We start from the raw sequence: 19,005 nt of genomic DNA, 5'->3' as shown, positions 1-19,005 counted from the left end.
GAACTGATGCTGATCGCGTGACTGCTGGGCTAGAGCAAAGCCGGCGGGGGTTCAAGCGCGGGGATGCGCAGGCGCCGCGACTTGATCCGGTGCCGAGGCACACGATGTGGTATCCATGACGTCACACGTCCATGGAGCGGCCGATGAGCGCCCTGCCCGACACGCGATCCGAGACCGACCTGCCGATCGGCCTGACCATCGAGGCCTTCTTCGACTGGGCGGCGCAGCGCCAGGAACGGTACGAACTGTTCGACGGGAGGCCATTGATGCTGCCCTGGGTGAAGAGATCGCATTCGCGGCTGTCCGCCAACATTGCCTTCTTGTTCGAGAAATCCATCGATCGCTCGCGATTTTTCGTCCATCAGGGCGACTTCGCGATTCCGACAGGGCCGAGGTCGATCCGCTATGCGGACGTCCTCGTCGAACCGGCGGGGGGCGATATGCAGGCACGGACCGCGGAGGATGCGGTCGTGATCGTCGAGGTGCTCTCGGACTCGACGGCACCCCAGGACTTCGGCCCGAAGCGGCTGGAATATCTGCGTCTCGCAAGCCTGCGCTGCTACCTGATCGTCGACCCGGACAAGTCCTGCATCTGGCAGTGGCAGCGCGGCGGCGAGGACGCCTGGCCCGAGGATCCGACCATCGTTCGGAGCGGGGCGGTTGAGGTCGCGGCGCTCGGCTGCAGCCTGCCGCTCGCGGCGATCTACGACGGCGTGCTGGATCTGCCTCCCGCCCCGGAAGGCGGCCCGTCATAAGCGGGCTTCGCCAGTCCTCGCCGATGACGATGGATCAGTTCTTCGAGTGGAGCAGCGCCCAGAAGCAGCGCTACGAACTCGTGCGGGGCGTTCCCGTCATGCAGCCATGAGTCAAGCGGAACCACAATCGCATCACCGTCAACGTGGCGATGGCGCTTGTTCGGACACTCGATGCGGACCTGTTCGAAATCGCAACCGGGGACTTCGCAGTCGCCGTAGGCGAGGACACCGTGCGCTCTGCCGACGTTCTGGTCGAGCGTGCCGGCGCCGAAGGAAACGCCCGGACCGCCAGCGATGTCGTTCTGGTGGTCGAGGTTCTTTCCGAGAGCACCATGCACGTCGATTCCGGCGCCAAGCTGATCGAATATGCCGGCCTGCCGACCTTGCAGTGCTATCTCTTTCTTGCACAGGGCGAACGTCGAGCGTGGCTTTGGACCAGGCCCTCCGGGGGCACATGGCCGGACAGGCCGGGCCTCTGCGACGAGACGACCGGACCGATCCACCTCCCCCCGCTCGCTGCGACACTCGATTGCTCGAATATCTATCGCAACGTCAGCCGATGCATGCGCACTTGGGGAAAGAGCGGCGAACGCGCGACCGTTCCTACCACCACTTCGCCGGCTGGAAACGGCCGGCCGCCTGCTCGATGACGTGCGCCGCGGCGAACAGCGTCTCCTCGTCGAAGGGACGACCGATCAGCTGCAGCCCGAGCGGGGTGCCTTCGGCGGATAGACCCGCCGGTACGGCGATGCCCGGCAGGCCGGCCATGTTCACCGTCACGGTGAAGACGTCGTTGAGGTACATCTTCACGGGGTCGGAGGCCATGTCCTGGTCGGCAATGCCGAAGGCGGCGCTTGGCGTTGCCGGCGTCAGCAGCGCGTCGACGCCGCTGGCGTAGACCGCCTCGAAGTCGCGCTTGATCAGCGTGCGGACCTTCTGCGCCTTGAGATAGTAGGCGTCGTAATAGCCAGCCGACAGGACGTAGGTGCCGATCATGATGCGGCGCTTGACCTCGCGGCCGAAGCCGGCCGAGCGGGTCTGCTCGTACATGTCGATCACGTCCTTGCCCGGCACGCGCAGGCCGTAGCGAACGCCGTCGTAACGGGCGAGGTTCGAGGAGGCCTCGGCCGGAGCGACGATGTAGTAGGCCGGCAAGGCATACTTCGTGTGCGGCAGCGAGACGTCGACGATTTCGGCGCCGGCGGCCCGCAGCCAGTCGATGCCCTGCTGCCAGAGCGTCTCGATCTCGGCCGGCATGCCGTCCATGCGGTACTCGCGCGGGATGCCGATCTTCAGCCCCTTGACGGAGCGGCCGACAGCCGCCTCGTAATCCGGCACCTCGCGATCGACCGAGGTCGTGTCCTTTGCGTCGGTCGAGGCCATCGAGCGCAGGAGGATCGCGGCGTCCCGCACGTCGCGGGCGATCGGCCCGGCCTGGTCGAGCGAGGAGGCGAAGGCGACGGTGCCCCAGCGCGAGCAGCGGCCGTAGGTCGGCTTGATGCCGACCGTGCCGGTGAGCGCTGCCGGCTGGCGGATGGAGCCGCCGGTGTCGGTCGCCGTCGCGCCGGCGCAGAGCCATGCGGCGACCGCCGCGGCCGAGCCGCCGGACGAGCCGCCGGGCACCAGGTCCATGTTGGAATCCTTGCGCCGCCAGGGGTTCTTGACCGGTCCGTAGTAGCTCGTCTCGTTCGACGAGCCCATCGCGAACTCGTCCATGTTGAGCTTGCCGAGCATGACCGCGCCGTCGGCCCAGAGATTGGCGGTTACGGTCGATTCGTAACGCGGCTTGAAGCCGTCGAGGATGTGGCTCGCCGCCTGTGTGTGCACGCCCTCGGTGGCGAACAGGTCCTTGATGCCGAGCGGGATGCCCTCCAGCCGGCCCACCTCGCCCTTGGCGCGGCGCGCATCGGACGCACTCGCCATCTCGCGCGCTTTCTCCGCGGTCACCGTGACATAGGCGTTGAGGTGCTCGTTCGCTGCGTCGATCGCCGCGAGATAAGCGTTCGTCAGCTCGACGGCGCTCGTCTCCCCGGCGGCCAGCTTGGCGCGCGCCTCGGCGATGGTGAGGGTCGTCAGTTCGCTCATGGCTGAAGCTTCTTCTCGTAGAAACGGCTGTAGGGGGAATCGGGATAGTCGAGGAAGGCGCCCCGGCGGACGAAGCCGGCGCGCTCGTAGATGCGCCAGGCCGGCTCGAATCCCGGCGTGTTGCCGGTCTCCAGCACGAGGCGCCGGAGGCCGAGCTCGCGCGCCTTTGCCTCGACCGCCTCAAGGCAGAGCCGGCCGAGGCCGGTGCCGCGCACCGCAGGATCGACGAACATGCGCTTGACCTCGCCGAGAGCGTCGTCATGGGCCTTGAGCGAGCCCATCGCCACCGCTCGTCCGACCGCGTCGCGCGCGACGAACACCGTTACGCCCTCGCCGGCCATCTGTTCGGCGGTCAGCTGGAACTGGAACTCCGGCGGCGACAGTGGCTGCAGATGCGCGTTGAGCGCGGCGACCAGCCCCCGGACCTCGTCCGTCAGCGGCGATTCCGCGGCGACGACGGCGCGCATGGACTACTCGACGACCTTCGGCACGACGAAGAAGTTGTCCTCCGTCACCGGCGCGTTCGCGACGATGTCTTCGGCCCGCGCGCCGTCGGTCACCGCGTCGGCCCGCTTCTTCATCTCCATCGGGGTCACCGACGTCATCGGCTCCACACCGGTGACGTCGACCTCGTCGAGCTGCTCGACGAAGCCGAGGATCGCGTTCAGCTCGCCGCGCATCGCCTCGGCCTCGTCGTCGGTGACGGCAATGCGGGCGAGACGGGCGACGCGGCGGACGGTGGCGGTGTCGACGGACATGGCGGTTCCGGCTGATCTGGAAGTCCGCCCGCTATATCGGCGCGGCGACGGCGTGGCAACGCCGCCGCACGCGCCGCGCGCGAGAGGATCAGACCTCGAAGGCCTCGCCCACCGGCGGCTTGCGCACGCGGTCGCCGTCGCCTTCCATCGCCTCGATGAACTTGTCCGGCGAAGTGTCGAGGATCGGCAGCGTGCCGTAGTGCATCGGGATGATGGAGTCGAAGTTGAAGTAGCGCCGGCAGGCGAGCGCCGCGACGGCCGCCCCCATCGTCAACCGGTCGCCGACCGGGACCATGCCGATGGACGGGTGGTGCAACTCTTCGATCAGCGCCATGTCGGCGAAGATGTCCGTGTCGCCCATGTGATAGACGGTCGGTCCCTCGGCGAAGTGGAAGACCAGGCCGTTCGGCATCCCGAGATAGGTCACCTGACCGTTCTCCTCGACGCTCGCGGAGGAGTGGAAGGCCTGGGTGAGCGTCACCGAAAAGTCGTCGAATTTCGCAGTGCCGCCGGTGTTCATCGGCTCGATCTTCGCGACGCCCTTGCCCGAAAGCCAGCTCACGAGTTCGAAGGTGCCGACGACGCTGGCGTCAGTGCGCTGCGCGATCGCGACCGTGTCGCCGACATGGTCGGAGTGGCCGTGACTGAGCACGATGTGCGTTGCGCCGGCCGTGGCGCGTTCGACGTCGCCGGAAAAGTGCGGATTGCCGGTCAGGAACGGATCGATCAGAATGACCGAGGCCCCGGTGTCGATCCGGAAGGCCGAGTGTCCGAAATAGGTGATCTTCATGCGCTTGCTCCTTGCGCTCTCCGGAGGCTGTGGCGGCTCCATGCCCATTGCTGTGCTGCAAGGTGATGACAATCGGCCCGCGGTCAAGCGGGCCTCGTGAGCGTCGTTCCCATCGAAGATCTCGCCGCGCGCGTCCCCGCGGGAACCGTGATCGCCGGACTCGACCTCGGCACCAAGACGATCGGCATCGCGGTGTCCGATCTCGGATTTCGATTCGCGACGCCGCGCCCGGTGCTGCGGCGGACCAAGTTTCGTCAGGATGCCGAGGCGCTGCTTGCTGCGCTGGACAAAGAGCGGTGCGGGGCGATCGTGATTGGCCTGCCGCTCAACATGGACGGCAGCGAGGGCCCGCGGGCCCAGTCGACGCGGGCCTTCGTGCGCAATCTCCTGCCACTGACCGAGAGGCCGGTGGTCTTCTGGGATGAACGGCTTTCGACCGTCGCAGCCGAACGAGCCATGATCGAGGCCGACCTGTCGCGTCGCAAGCGCGCGGAGAAGATCGATTCGGCCGCGGCGGCCTTCATCCTACAGGGGGCGCTCGACCGCCTCGGCCATCGTCGCGGGCCGTGACACGAACAACCCATGCGCGCGCAAGCGCCGCATGACGGCGGCTGCGATCTGCCGGCGGCGGCGGAAGGCGAGAATCCCCGCCAGCAGGATCCCGTCGGAGACGAGCGCCTGCTTCAGGATCTCGGGGATGGTGCCGGGGTCGATGCCGAGCACCTGCGCGTAGACCGCCAGCAGCTGGTCGTGAAAGTCCCTGGAGAGGACGAACGTCCCGAAGCTGACGTCGTTCATGGACAGGAAGTACCAGCCCCAGAACAGCGCGAGAGGGCCGAGCCAGAGGCCGAGGATCAGCCGGCTCATCGCGTCGGCCTGCGATCGTTCGCCGGGCGGATCGCAAAGAGCCGCGTCTGCTTGGCCATGGACAACGTCAGGAGATCGACCGCAGCGAAGAACTCGTCACGGTCGTCCGCCTCCGGCGGCACGGTGATCAGGCGGTCGAAGATGACCGCGCCGAGGGACAGTGCGAGAGCCACGAGCACGCCCGGCCCCACCGCAGCGAAGGGCCCGACGAGGATGCCGGTGAGGCCGGACAGGCCAGCCATCAGCCCGAGCGCCAGGAGAACGCCGAGGCAGAGACGTTCGCCGAGCGCCTCCTTCCAGGCGCGACCGGACGCCAGCAGGACGGTGGCGACGGTCAAGGCGCCGGCCGCCAGGAGGCAGAGCACGGCGGCGGCAAGCGCATGCGACGGCGAGGCGAGCCGCAGGAACATCGCGATCTCGGAGAAGAGGTCCGCCATCACGGTCTGCGCCGGATTGACGGCGTGCCCGGATGCGCGCCACAGCTCCAGCCCGCCGGAAATCCCGAGATAGCCGAGCCACGCACTCGCGGCCATGATGCTTGCCAGGCGCCGCATGCTCACCGCCCCTCAATCGTTAACGAAGTGTTAGCGGCAGATTTGGCGGCTCCGGGACGTCGAGCAAGCCACTTCTTAACTTATGATTAACGACGCCGATTCCGCAGGGGGTGCGCGCCGCGGGTACAGAGCCTCAATGAATCGGAGGGAAGAGGTCGTCGAGGATCGCCCGCGAGTCGTGGCGCAGATCGAGCATGCCGTAGCTGTGCCGCCAGACGCCCCCCAGCCGCGTCTCGATGAAGGCGGCCGCATGGGCGCCGAGGCCGAGCGCCGACAGCTCGGCCGCGGCCGCCGCCAGCGCGAGCTGCTCGGTCATCAGCCGGGCGGTGCCCTCATCGGCCGCGGCCATCGCGACGGCGACGCGCAGGATGTCGGGCGTGCGGTGGGCGGCAGAGCCGAGTTCGGCGGCGATGCCATCGATCACGGCGTGGAAGAGCTCCGGCGTGCGGGAGGCGACGCGCGCGACGTCGAGCGCCATGACGTTGCCCGAGCCTTCCCAGATCGCGTTCACCGGTGCTTCGCGGTAGGCCCGGGCCAGCCGGCCGTCCTCGATGTAGCCATTGCCGCCGAGGCACTCCATCGCCTCATAGGTCAGAGCGGGCGCGAGCTTGCAGATCCAGTACTTGGCGACCGGCGTCATCGCGCGGGCATAGCGCGCCTCGGCCGGATCCGAGCCCGAGCGGTCGTAGGCGCGGGCGAGCCGGAAGGCGAGCGCCGTCGCGGCGGCGACGTCGAGCGCCATGTCGGCGAGAACGCGCGTCATCTGCGGCTGCTCGACGAGTGCCTTGCCGAAGACGCGGCGCTCGCGGCAGTGATGCACGGCCTCGGCGAGCGCGCTGCGCATCAGCCCCGCCGAGGCCAGCGCGCAGTCGAGCCGGGTCAGCGTCACCATCTGGAGGATGGTCCGGATACCGGCGCCGCTCTCCCCGACGAGGATCCCGCGCGCATCGTCGAATTCGACCTCCGCCGAGGCATTCGACCGGTTGCCGAGCTTGTCCTTGAGGCGCTGGAACCGCAGGCCGTTCGGCAGGCCGTTTTCCAGGCGCCGCGGCAGCAGGAAGCAGGTCGGCCCGTCACCGGTCTGCGCCAGCACGAGGAACGCGTCCGACATCGGCGCCGACAGGAACCACTTGTGGCCGTCGATCCGCCACAGCCCGTCCGCCGCGGCCGTGGCGCGCGACGTGTTCGACCGGACGTCGGTGCCGCCCTGCTTTTCCGTCATGCCCATGCCGAGCGTCACCGCGGCCTTCTCGAGCGGCGCCCGGGTTCCCGGGTCATAGGCCCGCGCGGTGATCAGCGGCAGCCATTGGGTCAGCAGTTCGGGCGCCGCGCCGAGCGCCGGCACGGACGCGCTCGTCATCGTCATCGGGCACAGATGGCCGCATTCGAGGCCGGCGGTCAGATAGTAGCGTGCCGCCCGCGCCCGGTAGCGGGCTTCGCCGTCGCCACCCTCGGACCACCAGAGCGAAGCGTGCAAGCCTTCGGCCGCCGCACGGCGCATCAGCGAATGGTAGGCCGGATGGTAGTCGACCACGTCGATGGGCCGACCCTTCTCGTCGAACCGGCGCAGCCGCGGCACCTCGGTGTTGGCGAGGCGGGCGACCTCCTGGGCTTCGGCCGAGCCGACATAGGCCCCCTGGTCGTCGAGCCCGTACAGCGTCTCGGCCGGCAGGTCCTGCACGATCAGCCGCAGCAGCGGGTCACAGCGGAACGCATTGAAGCCGCTGAAGTCGGAAGACTGGTTGCTGACCGCCTGCGTCGTCCGATTCGTCACGCTCGATACTCCCAAATCGACGGCGCGGCGGCCTTCGCCGCCATGCCTTGCTTGCCCCCCTCGGCCGTTTCTCCTATAGCCCGCTTTCAATATGAGCGCCCCCTCCCCACGTCCGACCTTCGGCCATCGCCATCTTCTCGGGATCGGGCAGTTGCGCCCCCACGAGATCGCAATCCTGCTCGATGCCGCCGAAGCGGACGTCGAGGTGAGCCGGCGGATCGACAAGAAGAAGACGGTCCTCAAGGGCCGGACCCAGATCAATCTCTTCTTCGAGGCCTCGACCCGTACGCAGGCCTCCTTCGAGCTCGCGGGCAAGCGGCTCGGCGCCGACGTCATGAACATGTCGGTCGCGCGCTCCTCGGTCTCCAAGGGCGAGACGCTGATCGACACGGCGATGACCCTCAACGCGATGCGGCCAGACATCCTGGTGGTGCGCCATCACGCGGCCGGGGCCGTGGCGCTGCTCGCCCGCAAGGTCGGCTGCGCGGTCGTCAACGCCGGCGACGGGGCGCACGAGCACCCGACGCAGGCCCTGCTCGACGCCCTCACCATCCGCCGCCGCAAGGGCCGCATCGCCGGCCTGCGCGTCGCCATCTGCGGCGACGTGCTGCACAGCCGGGTCGCCCGCTCCAACATCCTGCTCCTCACCGCGCTCGGCGCGGAGGTGCGTGTCGTCGCCCCGTCGACGCTGCTGCCGAGCGGCATCGAGCTGATGGGCGTCGACGTCTTCCGCTCCATGCAGGATGGGCTCGAAGGCGCCGACGTGGTGATGATGCTGCGCCTCCAGCGCGAGCGCATGGAGGGCACCTTCGTCCCCTCGATCCGTGAATACTTCCACCATTTCGGTCTCGACGCGGCGAAGCTGTCGCGCGCCAAGCCGGACGCGCTGGTGATGCATCCCGGCCCGATGAACCGGGGCGTCGAGATCGCCTCGGAAATTGCCGACGGGCCGCAGAGCGTGATCGAGGAACAGGTGGAGATGGGCGTCGCCGTGCGCATGGCCGTGATCGAGACGCTGCTCGCCGGCGCGGAGGTGCCGGCATGACCCGGCCGCTCGTCGTCGAGAACGCGCGCATCCTCGACCCCGCCCGCGGCAAGGACGAGACCGGCACGCTGCTGGTCGCGGAGGGGCGCATCCTAGCCGCCGGCGCGGAGGCGCTGAACCAGGGCCGGCCCGAGGGTGCCGAGGTGGTCGACGCCCGCGGCCTCGCGCTGCTGCCGGGCCTGGTCGACGCGCAGGTCTTCATCGGAGAGCCCGGCGGCGAGCACCGCGAGACGATCCGTTCGGCGAGTGCTGCGGCCGCTTCGGGCGGCGTCACCTCGATCCTGACGATGCCTGACACGCATCCGGTGATCGACGACGTCGCGCTCGCCGAGTTCGTGATGCGCACCGCCCGCGAGACCGCCTCGATCAACGTCTTCCCGGCGGCCGCGCTCACCCGCGGCCTCGAAGGCAAGGAGATGACCGAGATCGGCCTCCTCGTGCGCGCCGGCGTCACCGCCTTCACCGAAGGCCGCCGCACGCCGGTCAAGGCGAGCCTCATCCGCCGGGCGATGACCTATGCGCGCGACTTCGACGCGCTGGTGATGCACGAGACGCAGGATCCCGACCTCACCGGCGCCGGCGTGATGAACGAGGGGCTCCTCGCCTCATGGCTCGGCCTGCCGGGTGCGCCGCGCGAGGCGGAGGTGATCCCGCTCGAGCGCGATCTGCGCCTCGCGGCGCTGACGCGCTGCCGCTACCACTCCGCGCGGCTGTCGGCCGCGGCTTCAGCCGAGGCTGTTCGGCGCGCCAAGGATGCCGGCGTATCGGCGAGCGCCGGGGTTACGATCGCCAACCTCTCGCTCAACGAGAACGACATCGGCGAATACCGCACCTTCTTCCGCCTGTCGCCGCCGCTGCGCGCCGAGGAGGACCGCCAGGCGATGATCGAGGCTCTGGGGAACGGCACCATCGACATCATCGTCTCGGGCCACGATCCGCTGGACGCCGACGACAAGCGCCGGCCCTTCGCCGAGGCCGAAAGCGGGGCGATCGGCCTCGAAACCCTGCTGCCCGCCGCCTTGCGGCTGCATCACTCGGGCGCGCTGCCGCTCCTGCGCATCGTCGAGGCTCTGACGCTTGCGCCGGCGCGGCTCCTGAAGCTCGACCGCGGCACGCTGATGCCGGGCCGGCCCGCCGATTTCACGCTCGTCGATCTCGACGCGCCCTTCCTCTTCACCGAAGATCGGATCCGCTCGCGCTCCAAGAACACCGCCTTCGAGAACGCCCGCTTCCAGGGCGAGGTGCTGCGGACGGTGGTCGCGGGCCGGACGGTGTACACCCAGGAGGACGGCTCTCTCGATGATCGACCCCGCTAGCGGCTGGCCCGTCGCCCTCGCCTGCCTCATCGGCGGCTATCTCTGCGGCACGATCCCGTTCGGGCTGATCCTGACGCGCCTCTTCGGCCTCGGGGACGTGCGCAAGATCGGCTCGGGCAACATCGGCGCAACCAACGTCCTGCGCACCGGCAACAAGCTCGTCGCCTTCCTGACCCTGCTCGGCGACGTCCTGAAGGCGACCGTGCCCGTCCTCGTCGCGTGGCGCTTCGGCACCCTTGCGGCCGCGCTCGCCGGTTTTGGCGCCTTCGTCGGCCACTGCTATCCCGCCTGGCTCGGCTTCAAGGGCGGCAAGGGCGTCGCGACCTATATCGGCGTCCTCTTCGGCTTTGCGCCCTGGAGCGTCATCGTCTTCGCCGTCGGCTGGCTCGGCACGGCCTATGCCACCCGCTTCTCATCGCTCGCGGCGCTGGTAGCGACGCTCCTCGTTCCGCTGTTCAACCTCGTGATCGGCGATCTGCCGGCGGCGGTCCTGACGGGCGCGCTGACGCTGATCGTGTTCTGGAAGCACCGGCCGAACATTGCGCGGCTGCGCGCCGGTACCGAGAGCAAGATCGGGTCGAAGGCGTGAGCGCGCCGGATGCTCCCGCGACGGGCATCCGACTGACCGACTCGCAGCGCCTGGCCTGGCTGCGGCTGATCCGCAGCGAGAACGTCGGCCCGGCGACGTTCCGTGCGCTGATCAACCGCTTCGGTACGGCCGAGGCCGCACTCGACGCGCTGCCCGGGCTGGCCGAGCGTGGCGGCTCGCGTCGGCGCATCCGGATCGAGAGCGCCGAGGCGGTCGAGCGCGAGATGGCCGCGGCTGCGAAGATGGGCGCACGCTTCGTCTGCCGCGGCGAACCCGGCTATCCCCGGCTGCTGCGCATGACCGAGCAGGCGCCGCCGGTGCTCGCGGTGATGGGAGAGGACGGCGTGGCGCAGCGCACTGCGCTGGCGATCGTCGGTGCGCGCAACGCCTCGCTGTCGGGCATCAAGCTGACCCAGCGCTTTGCCCGCGAGCTGGGCGAGGCGGGCCTCGTGATCGTGTCGGGTCTGGCGCGCGGCATCGACGCCGCCGCGCACGAAGCGAGCCTCACCTCCGGCACCATCGGCGTCTTCGCCGGCGGGCTCGATCGCCCCTATCCGAACGAAAACCGGCCGCTGATGCGCCGCATCGTCGATGCGGGCGGCCTACTCGTCTCCGAGATGCCGTTCGGTTGGGAGCCGAGGGCCATCGACTTTCCCCGTCGGAACCGGTTGGTGGCCGGCCTGTCGCTCGGGCTCCTGGTGGTCGAAGCGGCAGCGCGATCCGGCTCGCTGATCAGCGCCCGCCTCGCCGGCGAACTCGGTCGCCTCGTCTTCGCGGTCCCAGGATCGCCGCTCGATCCGCGCGCTGCCGGCACCAACAGACTGCTGAAGGACGGCGCCATTCTCGTCACCGAGACGAGCGATCTGCTTGACGCGCTTCGTCCGATGGACACCCGTCTGAGCGGCGACGAGCCGATGAACCTCGGCGAGGCAGAGAGCGACATGGCAGAGGAAGAGCCGAGCGAGCGCCAGCGGGATCGAATCATCGAGGCGCTCGGACCTACTCCGGTCCCGATCGACGACATCATCGCTCATACCGGCGCGCCGCCGGGCGCCGTGCAACTCGTCCTCCTCGAGCTCGATCTCGCCGGCCGGCTGGAGCGGCATGTGGACGGCCGGGTCTCAATGCTTCTGTGAAGCCTCGCCGTTCCCGCGGCGGTCCATCTCGCTGACCGCCTCCAGCCGCGCCATGTCGAGAAGATAGAACAGGACCTTGTTGCGCTGGCCCGACACCACCTTCAGCTGCTCCAGCATATCCCGGACATATTCAAGCGCGGCGCGTCGATCGAACTCGCTGGACATCACGTACTCCGACGGGTCGGCCTGACCGCGGCGAGGCGCGGCAGCCCGAGGCGACTTGGCGCCTTTTGGTTGCCGTAAGATTGCTGATGCTCGCTTTGGTTGCAATAGCCCTCGACCTCCGCCACCAGCCGCTGTCGTTCGCGCGGTGGGGTTGACCGCCCGCTCGGCTCTGTCCATGTGAGCGGATGCGGTAGGCGGTTCGGGGAAAGCCGGCTGGCTTCGGCCGCGGCGGCAAGGCATCTGGGGAAGCACAACCAATGGACGTGGTCATCGTCGAATCGCCCGCCAAAGCGAAGACGATCAACAAATATCTCGGCTCCAACTACAAGGTTCTCGCCTCCTACGGCCATGTCCGTGACCTGCCGGCCAAGGATGGGTCGGTGCGCCCGGACGAAGACTTCTCGATGGACTGGGAAGTCGGCGCGCCGTCGCAGAAGCGGCTGAGCGAGATCGCCCAGGCGGTGAAGTCGGCCGACGCGCTGGTTCTCGCCACCGACCCGGATCGCGAGGGCGAGGCGATCTCCTGGCATGTGCTGGAGGTTCTGCGACAGAAGCGGGCGCTCGGCGACAAGCCGGTATCGCGCGTCGTGTTCAACGCGATCACCAAGAAGGCCGTGCTCGACGCGATGGCCAACCCGCGGATGATCGATGCGCCGCTGGTGGATGCCTATCTCGCCCGTCGCGCGCTCGACTATCTCGTCGGCTTCACCCTGTCGCCGGTGCTGTGGCGCAAGCTTCCGGGCGCCCGCTCGGCGGGTCGCGTGCAGTCGGTGGCGCTGCGCCTCGTCTGCGACCGCGAGTCGGAGATCGAGCGCTTCAAGCCGGAGGAGTACTGGCAGATCGCTGCTCGCCTCGCCACGCCGCGCGGCGAGGAGTTCGTGGCACGCCTTTCGGCCTTCGAGGGCGAGAAGCTGCAGCGCATGTCGATCGGCGACGGCGCACGGGCTGGCACCATTCGCGACATGCTCGACGGCGCCAGCTTCTCGGTGCTGAGCGTCGAGGCCAAGCCCGGCAAGCGCAACCCGAGCGCGCCCTTTACCACGTCGACGCTGCAGCAGGCGGCTTCCGCCAAGCTCGGCTTCTCTGCCTCGCGCACGATGCAGGTGGCCCAGCGGCTTTACGAAGGCGTCGACGTCGGCGGCGAGACCGTCGGCCTCATCACCTACATGCGAACCGATGGCGTGCAGATGGCGCCCGAGGCGATCGAGGACGCGCGCGCGGCAATCGCCTCGGTCTTCGGCGACCGCTACTTGCCGGCACAGCCCCGCCAGTATTCCGTGAAGGCGAAGAACGCCCAGGAGGCGCACGAGGCGATCCGCCCGACGGCCTTCGGCCGCTCGCCGAAGGAGATGGAGCGCCATCTGGATCGCGACCAGGCGCGGCTCTACGACCTCATCTGGAAGCGGAGCATCGCCAGCCAGATGGCTTCGGCCGACATCGAGCGCACGACGGCCGACATCCGCGCCGCCAATGGCGGCCGCGAGGCGATGCTGCGCGCGACCGGCTCGGTGATCCGCTTCGACGGCTTCATCGCCGCCTATGTCGACCACCGCGACGACAGCGCCGGTGCCGACGAGGGCGAAGAGGACACGCGCCTGCCGGCCATGGCCGCCCGCGACGCGCTCGACAAGCGGGCTGTCGACGCCAGCCAGCACTTCACCGAGCCGCCGCCGCGCTACTCCGAGGCGTCGCTGATCAAGAAGATGGAAGAGCTCGGCATCGGCCGGCCCTCCACCTATGCCGCGACCCTGCAGACACTGCAGGACCGCGAGTACATCACGCAGGACAAGCGCAAACTCCTGCCGCAGGCCAAGGGCCGGCTGGTGACCGCGTTCCTACACAACTTCTTCGAGAAGTACATCGAGTACGACTTCACCGCCGATCTGGAGGAAAAGCTCGACCGCATCTCGGCCGGCGAGCTCTCCTGGAAGGACGTGCTGCGCGACTTCTGGCAGGACTTCTCCCGCCATGTCGACGGCACCAAGGAGCTGCGCGTCTCGGAGGTGCTCGACGCGCTGAACGAGGAGCTCGGGCCGCTCGTCTTCCCGCCCAAGGAGGACGGCAGCGAGCCGCGGGCCTGCCCGCGCTGCGGCACCGGCCAGCTCAGCCTGAAGCTCGGCAAGTACGGCGCCTTCGTCGGCTGCTCGAACTATCCCGAATGCGGCTACACCCGCCAGCTCGGCACCTCCCTGTCGGCCGAGGCGGCCGGCGACACGGGGTCGGACGAGCCGAGCGAGCTCGGCACCGATCCGCAGACCGGCGAGCCGGTGACGCTGCGCAACGGGCGCTTCGGCCCCTACGTCCAGCGCGGCGACGGCAAGGAGGCCAAGCGCTCCTCGCTTCCGAAGGGCTGGCAGGTGTCGGAGATCGACCTCGACAAGGCGCTGCAGCTCCTCTCGCTGCCGCGCGAGGTCGGTCTGCATCCAGAGACCGGCAAGCCGATCCTCGCCGGCCTCGGCCGCTACGGTCCGTTTCTCCAGCACGACGGCGCCTACGCCAATCTCGAGACGATCGAGGACGTCCTGACGGTCGGCCTCAACCGCGCCGTCACGGTGATCGCCGAGAAGAAGGAGAAAGGCGGCCGTGGTCGCTCGACGCCGGCGGCCATCGCGACGCTCGGCGAGCATCCCGATCTCGGCGGCCCGATCACCGTGCGCGACGGCCGCTTCGGTCCCTACGTCAATGTCGGCAAGGTCAACGCGACCCTGCCGAAGGGCAAGGAACCGTCGAGCGTGACGCTCGAGGAGGCAATCGCGCTCCTCACCGAGCGAGCGGCCAAGACCGGCACCGGCAAGCCGAAGGCGGCGAAGTCCGCCGCCAAGAAGGCGAAGGCGGACACGGGCGATGGCGAGGCCAAGCCGGCCAAGAAGCCGGCGGCATCGCGGGCGAAGGCGACCGGCAAGACGGCCACCGCCAAGACGCCAGGGGCCAGGAAGCCGGCGGCGAAGGCCGCCGCGTCGAAGTCGGCCTGACCATGGCACGCAGGCCGCGACCGGAGCCGGCTGAGCTGACCCGCGAGGCGGTGCTGCGCTTCATTGCCGAAAATCCGGCGCATGCCAGCAAGCGCGACATCGCCCGCCATTTCGGCGTGCGCAGCGACGACCGGGTGCAGCTCAAGGACATCCTCGCCGACCTGCAGGCCGAGGGCGTCATCGAAGGCGGCCGCAAGGCGTTTCACCGGCCGGGCGCCCTGCCCTCGATCGCGGTCTTCGAGATCCGCGGCCGCGACGATGACGGCGGCCTACTCGCCGAGCCCGTGCGGTGGGACGACGGGTCCGCCGACCGCCCCAGCCTGCGCGTGGTGCAGCGCCGCTCGGCCGGCTCGGCGGCCGGTGTCGGCGATCGCATCCTCGCCCGCGTCGAGCAGCAGCCCGGCGAGACACCGGTGCTGAGCGTCGTGCGGGTCCTCGACAAGACCAAGGGGCTGGCGCTCGGCGTCTTCCGCGCCATACCGGGCGGCGGCGGCCGGGTCGAGCCGGTGGAACGCCGCCAGCAGGAATATGTCGTCGCGCCGGAGGACGCCGCGGACGCCAAGGACGGCGACCTCGTCGAAATCGAACCGAACGCCCGCTCGCGGCCGTCCCTGCCCCGCGCAAGCGTGCGCGCGGTCGTCGGCTCGATGGCGAGCGAGCGGGCGATCTCGACCATCGCCCTCCATGCGCACAGCATCCCCCACGTCTTTCCGAAGGCCGTGCTGACCGAGGCCGAAGCCGCGGGCCCGGCCGACATGGACCATCGCGAGGACTGGCGCGACCTGCCGCTCGTCACCATCGATCCGGCCGACGCCAAGGATCACGACGACGCCGTGCACGCGCAGCCCGACGATGACCAAGGCAATCCCGGCGGCATCGTCGTCACCGTCGCGATCGCCGACGTCTCCTGGTACGTGCGGGCCGGCACGCGGCTCGACGCGGAAGCGCGCCTGCGCGGCAACTCGGTCTATTTCCCCGACCGCGTCGTGCCGATGCTGCCCGAGCGCATTTCCAATGATCTCTGCTCGCTGCGCGAGGGCGTCGACCGGCCGGCGCTCGCGGTCCGCATGATCTTCTCGGCCGGCGGCGACAAGCGGCGGCACAGCTTCCACCGCATCATGATGCGCAGTCACGCCAAGCTCGCCTATGAGCAGGCGCAGGCGGCGATCGACGGCACCCCCGCGGAGATCTCCGGCGTTGCCGACACGGTGCGTGAGACGATCCTGAAGCCGCTCTGGGACGCCTATGGCCACCTGTCGGCGGCACGCGAGCGACGCCAGCCGCTGGACCTCGATCTGCCCGAGAAGAAGATCAAGCTCGACGCAGATGGCCGCGTCGCCTCCGTCGTCGTACCCGAGCGCCTCGACGCGCACCGGCTGATCGAGGAGTTCATGATCCAGGCGAACGTCGCGGCCGCCGAAACGCTGGAGCAGAAGCGCCAGGCGCTGATCTACCGCGCCCACGACGCCCCCTCCCTCGCCAAGCTCGAGGCACTGCGCGACTTCCTGCGCACGCTCGACATCTCGCTTGCCAAGAGCGGCACGCTGCGCCCTTCGCACTTCAACGGCATCCTGCGCCAGGTGAAGGCCGGGGAGCACGAGAGCCTCGTCAACGAGGTGGTGCTGCGCTCGCAGTCGCAGGCCGCCTATTCCTCCAGCAATATCGGTCACTTCGGCCTGAACCTGATGCGCTACGCGCACTTCACCTCGCCGATCCGCCGCTATGCCGATCTCATCGTGCACCGGGCACTGGTCACCGCGCTCGGTCTCGGCGCCGGCGGCATCAGCCGACCCGAGGAGGACGAGCTCGAGGAGATCGCCGAGCAGATCTCGCGGGCCGAACGCCGGGCGATGGCGGCCGAGCGCGACACGGTCGACCGCCTGATCGCCCATCACCTCGCCGACCGCATCGGCGACCGGTTCGACGGTCGCATCACCGGCGTCACCAAAGCGGGCCTCTTCGTGGCGCTGCCTGCCTTCGGCGCCGATGGCATCGTGCCGATCTCCAGCCTCGGACGCGAGTACTTCCACTATGACGAGGCGGGGCACAGCCTGGTCGGCGAGCGCAGCGGCACCGGATACAGGCTCGGTGACACCGTCGGGGTCAAGCTCGTCGAAGCCATGCCGCTCGCCGGCTCGATGCGCTTTGAAATGCTGAGCGAGCCGCGCGAGCTGCCGCGCTCGACCAGCTCCTTCCACAAGTCCCGGCGCAGAGGTGGCGAGCGGCCCGGTGGCAGCCGCGCGAAGAACGTCGCGGCGAAGGTGAGGAAGCGGCGATGACCTCCGAGGATGTTGCTGGCCCGGCAGAGGGAACGACAGGGGTCGTCCGCTCGATCCCGCAAGCGGTCAAGCGCGGCTTCCTCATGCGCTGTCCGAAATGCGGCGAGGGGCGGCTGTTCCGTGCCTACCTGAAGAGCGTCGATCACTGTGCGGTCTGCGGCGAGGCTTTTCACCATCAGCGCGCCGACGACCTTCCGCCCTATCTCGTGATCTTCATCGTCGGCCATCTGGTGGTCGCACTCTTCATGGGTCTCGAGGAGATGGTCGATTGGCCGCTCTGGGCCCACCTCGCGCTGTTCGTGCCCCTGACGCTCGTCCTCGCCCTCGGGTTGCTCCAGCCGATGAAGGGCGCGACGATCGGTCTGCAGTGGGCGATGCGCATGCACGGCTTCGGGCATGACGGCGGGGCCGGCGATGGCCGCTGAGGCGACCGATCGCCGACCCGACGGGACTGGCCGATCGAGCCGAGCGCCGTCGGAAGGCGCTTGCGAGGATGGAGCGCAGGATCGGGTCGCTGCTGGCGCGGACCCCGTCCACCACGGCCAGGCCATGCCCGGCCTGCGCCCCTACCCCGCAGAGGCATCGCGCCCGCCCGACGGGGCGGCGCCCACCGACTGGCTCGCCGCCGGCGCAGCGATCGCCTCGATCACGGCCGTCGGCATCGCGCTCGGCCTCGGCCTGCCGCTCCTCTCCATCGTCCTCGAGCGACGCGGCATCTCCGCGACGCTCATCGGCGCCAACACCGCCGTCGCCGGCATCGCCTCGCTGATCGCGGCGCCGCTGGTGACGCCGATCGCGCGCGCCCTCAGCGTCCGCGTGACGATGCTGTGCGCGATCCTCCTCGCCGGCGCCTCGGCGCTCGCCTTCTATTACGTGACCGCCTTCTGGCTGTGGTTCCCGCTGCGGCTGGCCCTGCACTTTGCGATCACCGTCCTCTTCGTGCTCTCCGAGTTCTGGATCAGCGCGGCGGCGCCTCCGCACCGGCGCGGCTTCATGCTCGGCATCTATGCGACGGTGCTGTCGCTCGGCTTTGCCGTCGGACCGCTGATCTTCGGCGTCGTCGGGTCGACGGGCGTCCTGCCCTTCGCCATCGGCAGCGGCGTCATCCTCTTTGCTGCGCTGCCGCTGTTCGCCGCCTGGTCGCGCCAGCCCCACATCGAGGCCGGCGCCTCCGCCGCCTTCTGGCGCCACGTCCTCGCCGTCCCCACCGCCACCGGCGCCGTCCTTGTGTTCGGCGCCGTCGAGGCAGGCGGATTTGCGCTGTTCCCGGTCTTCGGTGGACGCGTCGGCTTCAGCGAGGCGGGCGCGGCTCAGCTGCTCACCGCGGTCGGCCTCGGCAACATGCTGCTGCAGATCCCCATCGGCCTCGTCAGCGATCGGGTGCGCGACCGGCGCAGCCTCCTGGCACTTTTCGCGGTCGTCGGGCTGGTCGGCGCACTTTGCCTGCCGCTGCTCGTCGAGGACTGGTGGCTGATGGCGACCGTCCTGTTCTTCTGGGGCGGCGTCGTCGCCGGCCTCTACACCGTCGGCCTCGCCCATCTCGGCTCGCGGCTGTCGGGGACCGAACTCGCCTCGGCCAACGCGGCTTTCGTCTTCTGCTACTCCGCCGGCATGCTCGTGGGCCCGCAGGCGATGGGCGGCTTCATGGACGGGTTCGGCCCGAACGGATTCGCCTACGCCCTCGCTCTCTTCTTCGCCCTCTACCTCGTCCTCACCATTCTGCGTCTCGGCTTCGGCAGGCGGCGCGCGTTGGGCCTGCAGAAACGAGCGCAGCAGGATTGACTTCGCCGGCAGGATCGGTAGGTTCCGCGCAAAGTTGCGCCCCCGGTTCGGCCGGGGCAGCTCACCCGCGGCGATTGTCCGGGCCGGGCCGAGCAGCTCCAACACCAGACTTGTCGCAAGTCGTCCGCAGGCTCTGCC

18 protein-coding genes and 1 pseudogene are annotated in these 19,005 nt (G+C 69.3%); 11 read left to right on the top strand and 8 right to left on the bottom strand.

Going from position 1 to position 19,005, the window contains the following annotated elements; genetic code table 11:
* The first annotated feature begins 143 nt into the window (after positions 1 to 143).
* Entirely contained in the window at positions 144 to 755 is a 612-nt protein-coding gene (locus NPA30_RS10040; protein ID WP_256802534.1) for a Uma2 family endonuclease, read from the top strand.
* A gap of 128 nt (positions 756 to 883) precedes the next feature.
* Positions 884 to 1,405 (top strand): annotated as a pseudogene (locus tag NPA30_RS10035) (Uma2 family endonuclease); the annotation flags it as partial.
* On the opposite strand, the gene gatA reads toward NPA30_RS10035, so the two are convergent.
* The 4 genes from gatA to NPA30_RS10015 all read right to left on the bottom strand — a co-directional run bounded on the left by gatA (position 1,359) and on the right by NPA30_RS10015 (position 4,388).
* Positions 1,359 to 2,840, bottom strand: coding sequence for an Asp-tRNA(Asn)/Glu-tRNA(Gln) amidotransferase subunit GatA (gatA, locus tag NPA30_RS10030; RefSeq protein ID WP_256802533.1), 1,482 nt, complete (start codon positions 2,838 to 2,840; stop codon positions 1,359 to 1,361). The pseudogene NPA30_RS10035 and the gene gatA sit on opposite strands and share 47 nt — an antisense overlap.
* Positions 2,837 to 3,307, bottom strand: coding sequence for a GNAT family N-acetyltransferase (locus NPA30_RS10025; protein ID WP_256802532.1), 471 nt, complete (start codon positions 3,305 to 3,307; stop codon positions 2,837 to 2,839). The genes gatA and NPA30_RS10025 overlap by 4 nt, the downstream gene beginning before the upstream one ends.
* A gap of 3 nt (positions 3,308 to 3,310) precedes the next feature.
* Positions 3,311 to 3,598, bottom strand: a complete 288-nt coding sequence (gatC, locus tag NPA30_RS10020) for an Asp-tRNA(Asn)/Glu-tRNA(Gln) amidotransferase subunit GatC (RefSeq protein WP_256802531.1) — start codon at positions 3,596 to 3,598, stop codon at positions 3,311 to 3,313.
* Between the two features lie 88 nt (positions 3,599 to 3,686).
* The gene (locus NPA30_RS10015; protein WP_256802530.1) at positions 3,687 to 4,388 is read right to left on the bottom strand and encodes a metal-dependent hydrolase; all 702 of its coding nucleotides are present in this window, start codon (positions 4,386 to 4,388) and stop codon (positions 3,687 to 3,689) included.
* Between the two features lie 96 nt (positions 4,389 to 4,484).
* Between NPA30_RS10015 and ruvX the strand changes: the two genes are divergently transcribed.
* Positions 4,485 to 4,958 carry a Holliday junction resolvase RuvX gene (ruvX, locus tag NPA30_RS10010; protein WP_256802529.1) on the top strand — a complete coding sequence of 158 codons (474 nt, stop codon included), beginning with the start codon at positions 4,485 to 4,487 and terminating at the stop codon, positions 4,956 to 4,958.
* Here the strand turns inward: ruvX and NPA30_RS10005 are convergent.
* The 3 genes from NPA30_RS10005 to NPA30_RS09995 form a co-directional block, all read right to left on the bottom strand.
* Complete coding sequence (locus NPA30_RS10005) at positions 4,914 to 5,255, bottom strand: DUF6105 family protein (RefSeq protein WP_256802528.1); 342 nt, start codon at positions 5,253 to 5,255, stop codon at positions 4,914 to 4,916. The two genes, ruvX and NPA30_RS10005, sit on opposite strands and share 45 nt — an antisense overlap.
* Positions 5,252 to 5,788, bottom strand: a complete 537-nt coding sequence (locus tag NPA30_RS10000; RefSeq protein ID WP_256802527.1) for a hypothetical protein — start codon at positions 5,786 to 5,788, stop codon at positions 5,252 to 5,254. Before NPA30_RS10000 ends, NPA30_RS10005 begins: the two co-directional genes overlap by 4 nt.
* Before the next feature lie 154 nt (positions 5,789 to 5,942).
* Positions 5,943 to 7,583: an acyl-CoA dehydrogenase family protein gene (locus NPA30_RS09995; RefSeq protein ID WP_256802526.1), complete on the bottom strand. Its 1,641-nt coding sequence runs from the start codon at positions 7,581 to 7,583 to the stop codon at positions 5,943 to 5,945.
* A 91-nt stretch (positions 7,584 to 7,674) separates the two neighbouring features.
* Between NPA30_RS09995 and NPA30_RS09990 the strand changes: the two genes are divergently transcribed.
* Genes NPA30_RS09990 through dprA form a run of 4 tightly spaced genes read left to right on the top strand, consistent with a single transcriptional unit; the run spans position 7,675 to position 11,669 of the window.
* Entirely contained in the window at positions 7,675 to 8,628 is a 954-nt protein-coding gene (locus NPA30_RS09990) for an aspartate carbamoyltransferase catalytic subunit (protein WP_256802525.1), read from the top strand.
* Positions 8,625 to 9,944 carry a dihydroorotase gene (locus NPA30_RS09985; protein ID WP_256802524.1) on the top strand — a complete coding sequence of 440 codons (1,320 nt, stop codon included), beginning with the start codon at positions 8,625 to 8,627 and terminating at the stop codon, positions 9,942 to 9,944. Before NPA30_RS09990 ends, NPA30_RS09985 begins: the two co-directional genes overlap by 4 nt.
* Positions 9,928 to 10,533: a glycerol-3-phosphate 1-O-acyltransferase PlsY gene (gene plsY / locus NPA30_RS09980; RefSeq protein ID WP_256802523.1), complete on the top strand. Its 606-nt coding sequence runs from the start codon at positions 9,928 to 9,930 to the stop codon at positions 10,531 to 10,533. The genes NPA30_RS09985 and plsY overlap by 17 nt, the downstream gene beginning before the upstream one ends.
* The gene (gene dprA, locus NPA30_RS09975) at positions 10,530 to 11,669 is read left to right on the top strand and encodes a DNA-processing protein DprA (RefSeq protein WP_256802522.1); all 1,140 of its coding nucleotides are present in this window, start codon (positions 10,530 to 10,532) and stop codon (positions 11,667 to 11,669) included. The genes plsY and dprA overlap by 4 nt, the downstream gene beginning before the upstream one ends.
* On the opposite strand, the gene NPA30_RS09970 is transcribed toward dprA, so the two are convergent.
* Positions 11,655 to 11,834: a hypothetical protein gene (locus NPA30_RS09970; RefSeq protein ID WP_256802521.1), complete on the bottom strand. Its 180-nt coding sequence runs from the start codon at positions 11,832 to 11,834 to the stop codon at positions 11,655 to 11,657. The two genes, dprA and NPA30_RS09970, sit on opposite strands and share 15 nt — an antisense overlap.
* A 257-nt stretch (positions 11,835 to 12,091) precedes the next feature.
* On the opposite strand from NPA30_RS09970, the gene topA reads away from it, so the two are divergent.
* The 4 genes from topA (at position 12,092) to NPA30_RS09950 (ending at position 18,867) form a co-directional block, all read left to right on the top strand.
* Entirely contained in the window at positions 12,092 to 14,806 is a 2,715-nt protein-coding gene (gene topA, locus NPA30_RS09965; RefSeq protein ID WP_256802520.1) for a type I DNA topoisomerase, read from the top strand.
* 2 nt (positions 14,807 to 14,808) lie between these two features.
* Entirely contained in the window at positions 14,809 to 17,085 is a 2,277-nt protein-coding gene (gene rnr, locus NPA30_RS09960) for a ribonuclease R (protein ID WP_256802519.1), read from the top strand.
* Positions 17,082 to 17,510, top strand: coding sequence for a DUF983 domain-containing protein (locus NPA30_RS09955; protein ID WP_256802518.1), 429 nt, complete (start codon positions 17,082 to 17,084; stop codon positions 17,508 to 17,510). Before rnr ends, NPA30_RS09955 begins: the two co-directional genes overlap by 4 nt.
* A gap of 124 nt (positions 17,511 to 17,634) precedes the next feature.
* Positions 17,635 to 18,867, top strand: coding sequence for an MFS transporter (locus NPA30_RS09950; RefSeq protein ID WP_256802517.1), 1,233 nt, complete (start codon positions 17,635 to 17,637; stop codon positions 18,865 to 18,867).
* Positions 18,868 to 19,005 lie beyond the last annotated feature (138 nt).

Origin of the sequence: Mangrovibrevibacter kandeliae, from assembly GCF_024519155.1 — a bacterium.
Lineage (GTDB): Bacteria > Pseudomonadota > Alphaproteobacteria > Rhizobiales > Rhizobiaceae > Mangrovibrevibacter > Mangrovibrevibacter kandeliae.
The sequence above is the reverse complement of the archived record's forward strand: the minus strand, read 5'-3'. Positions and strand labels throughout refer to the sequence as shown.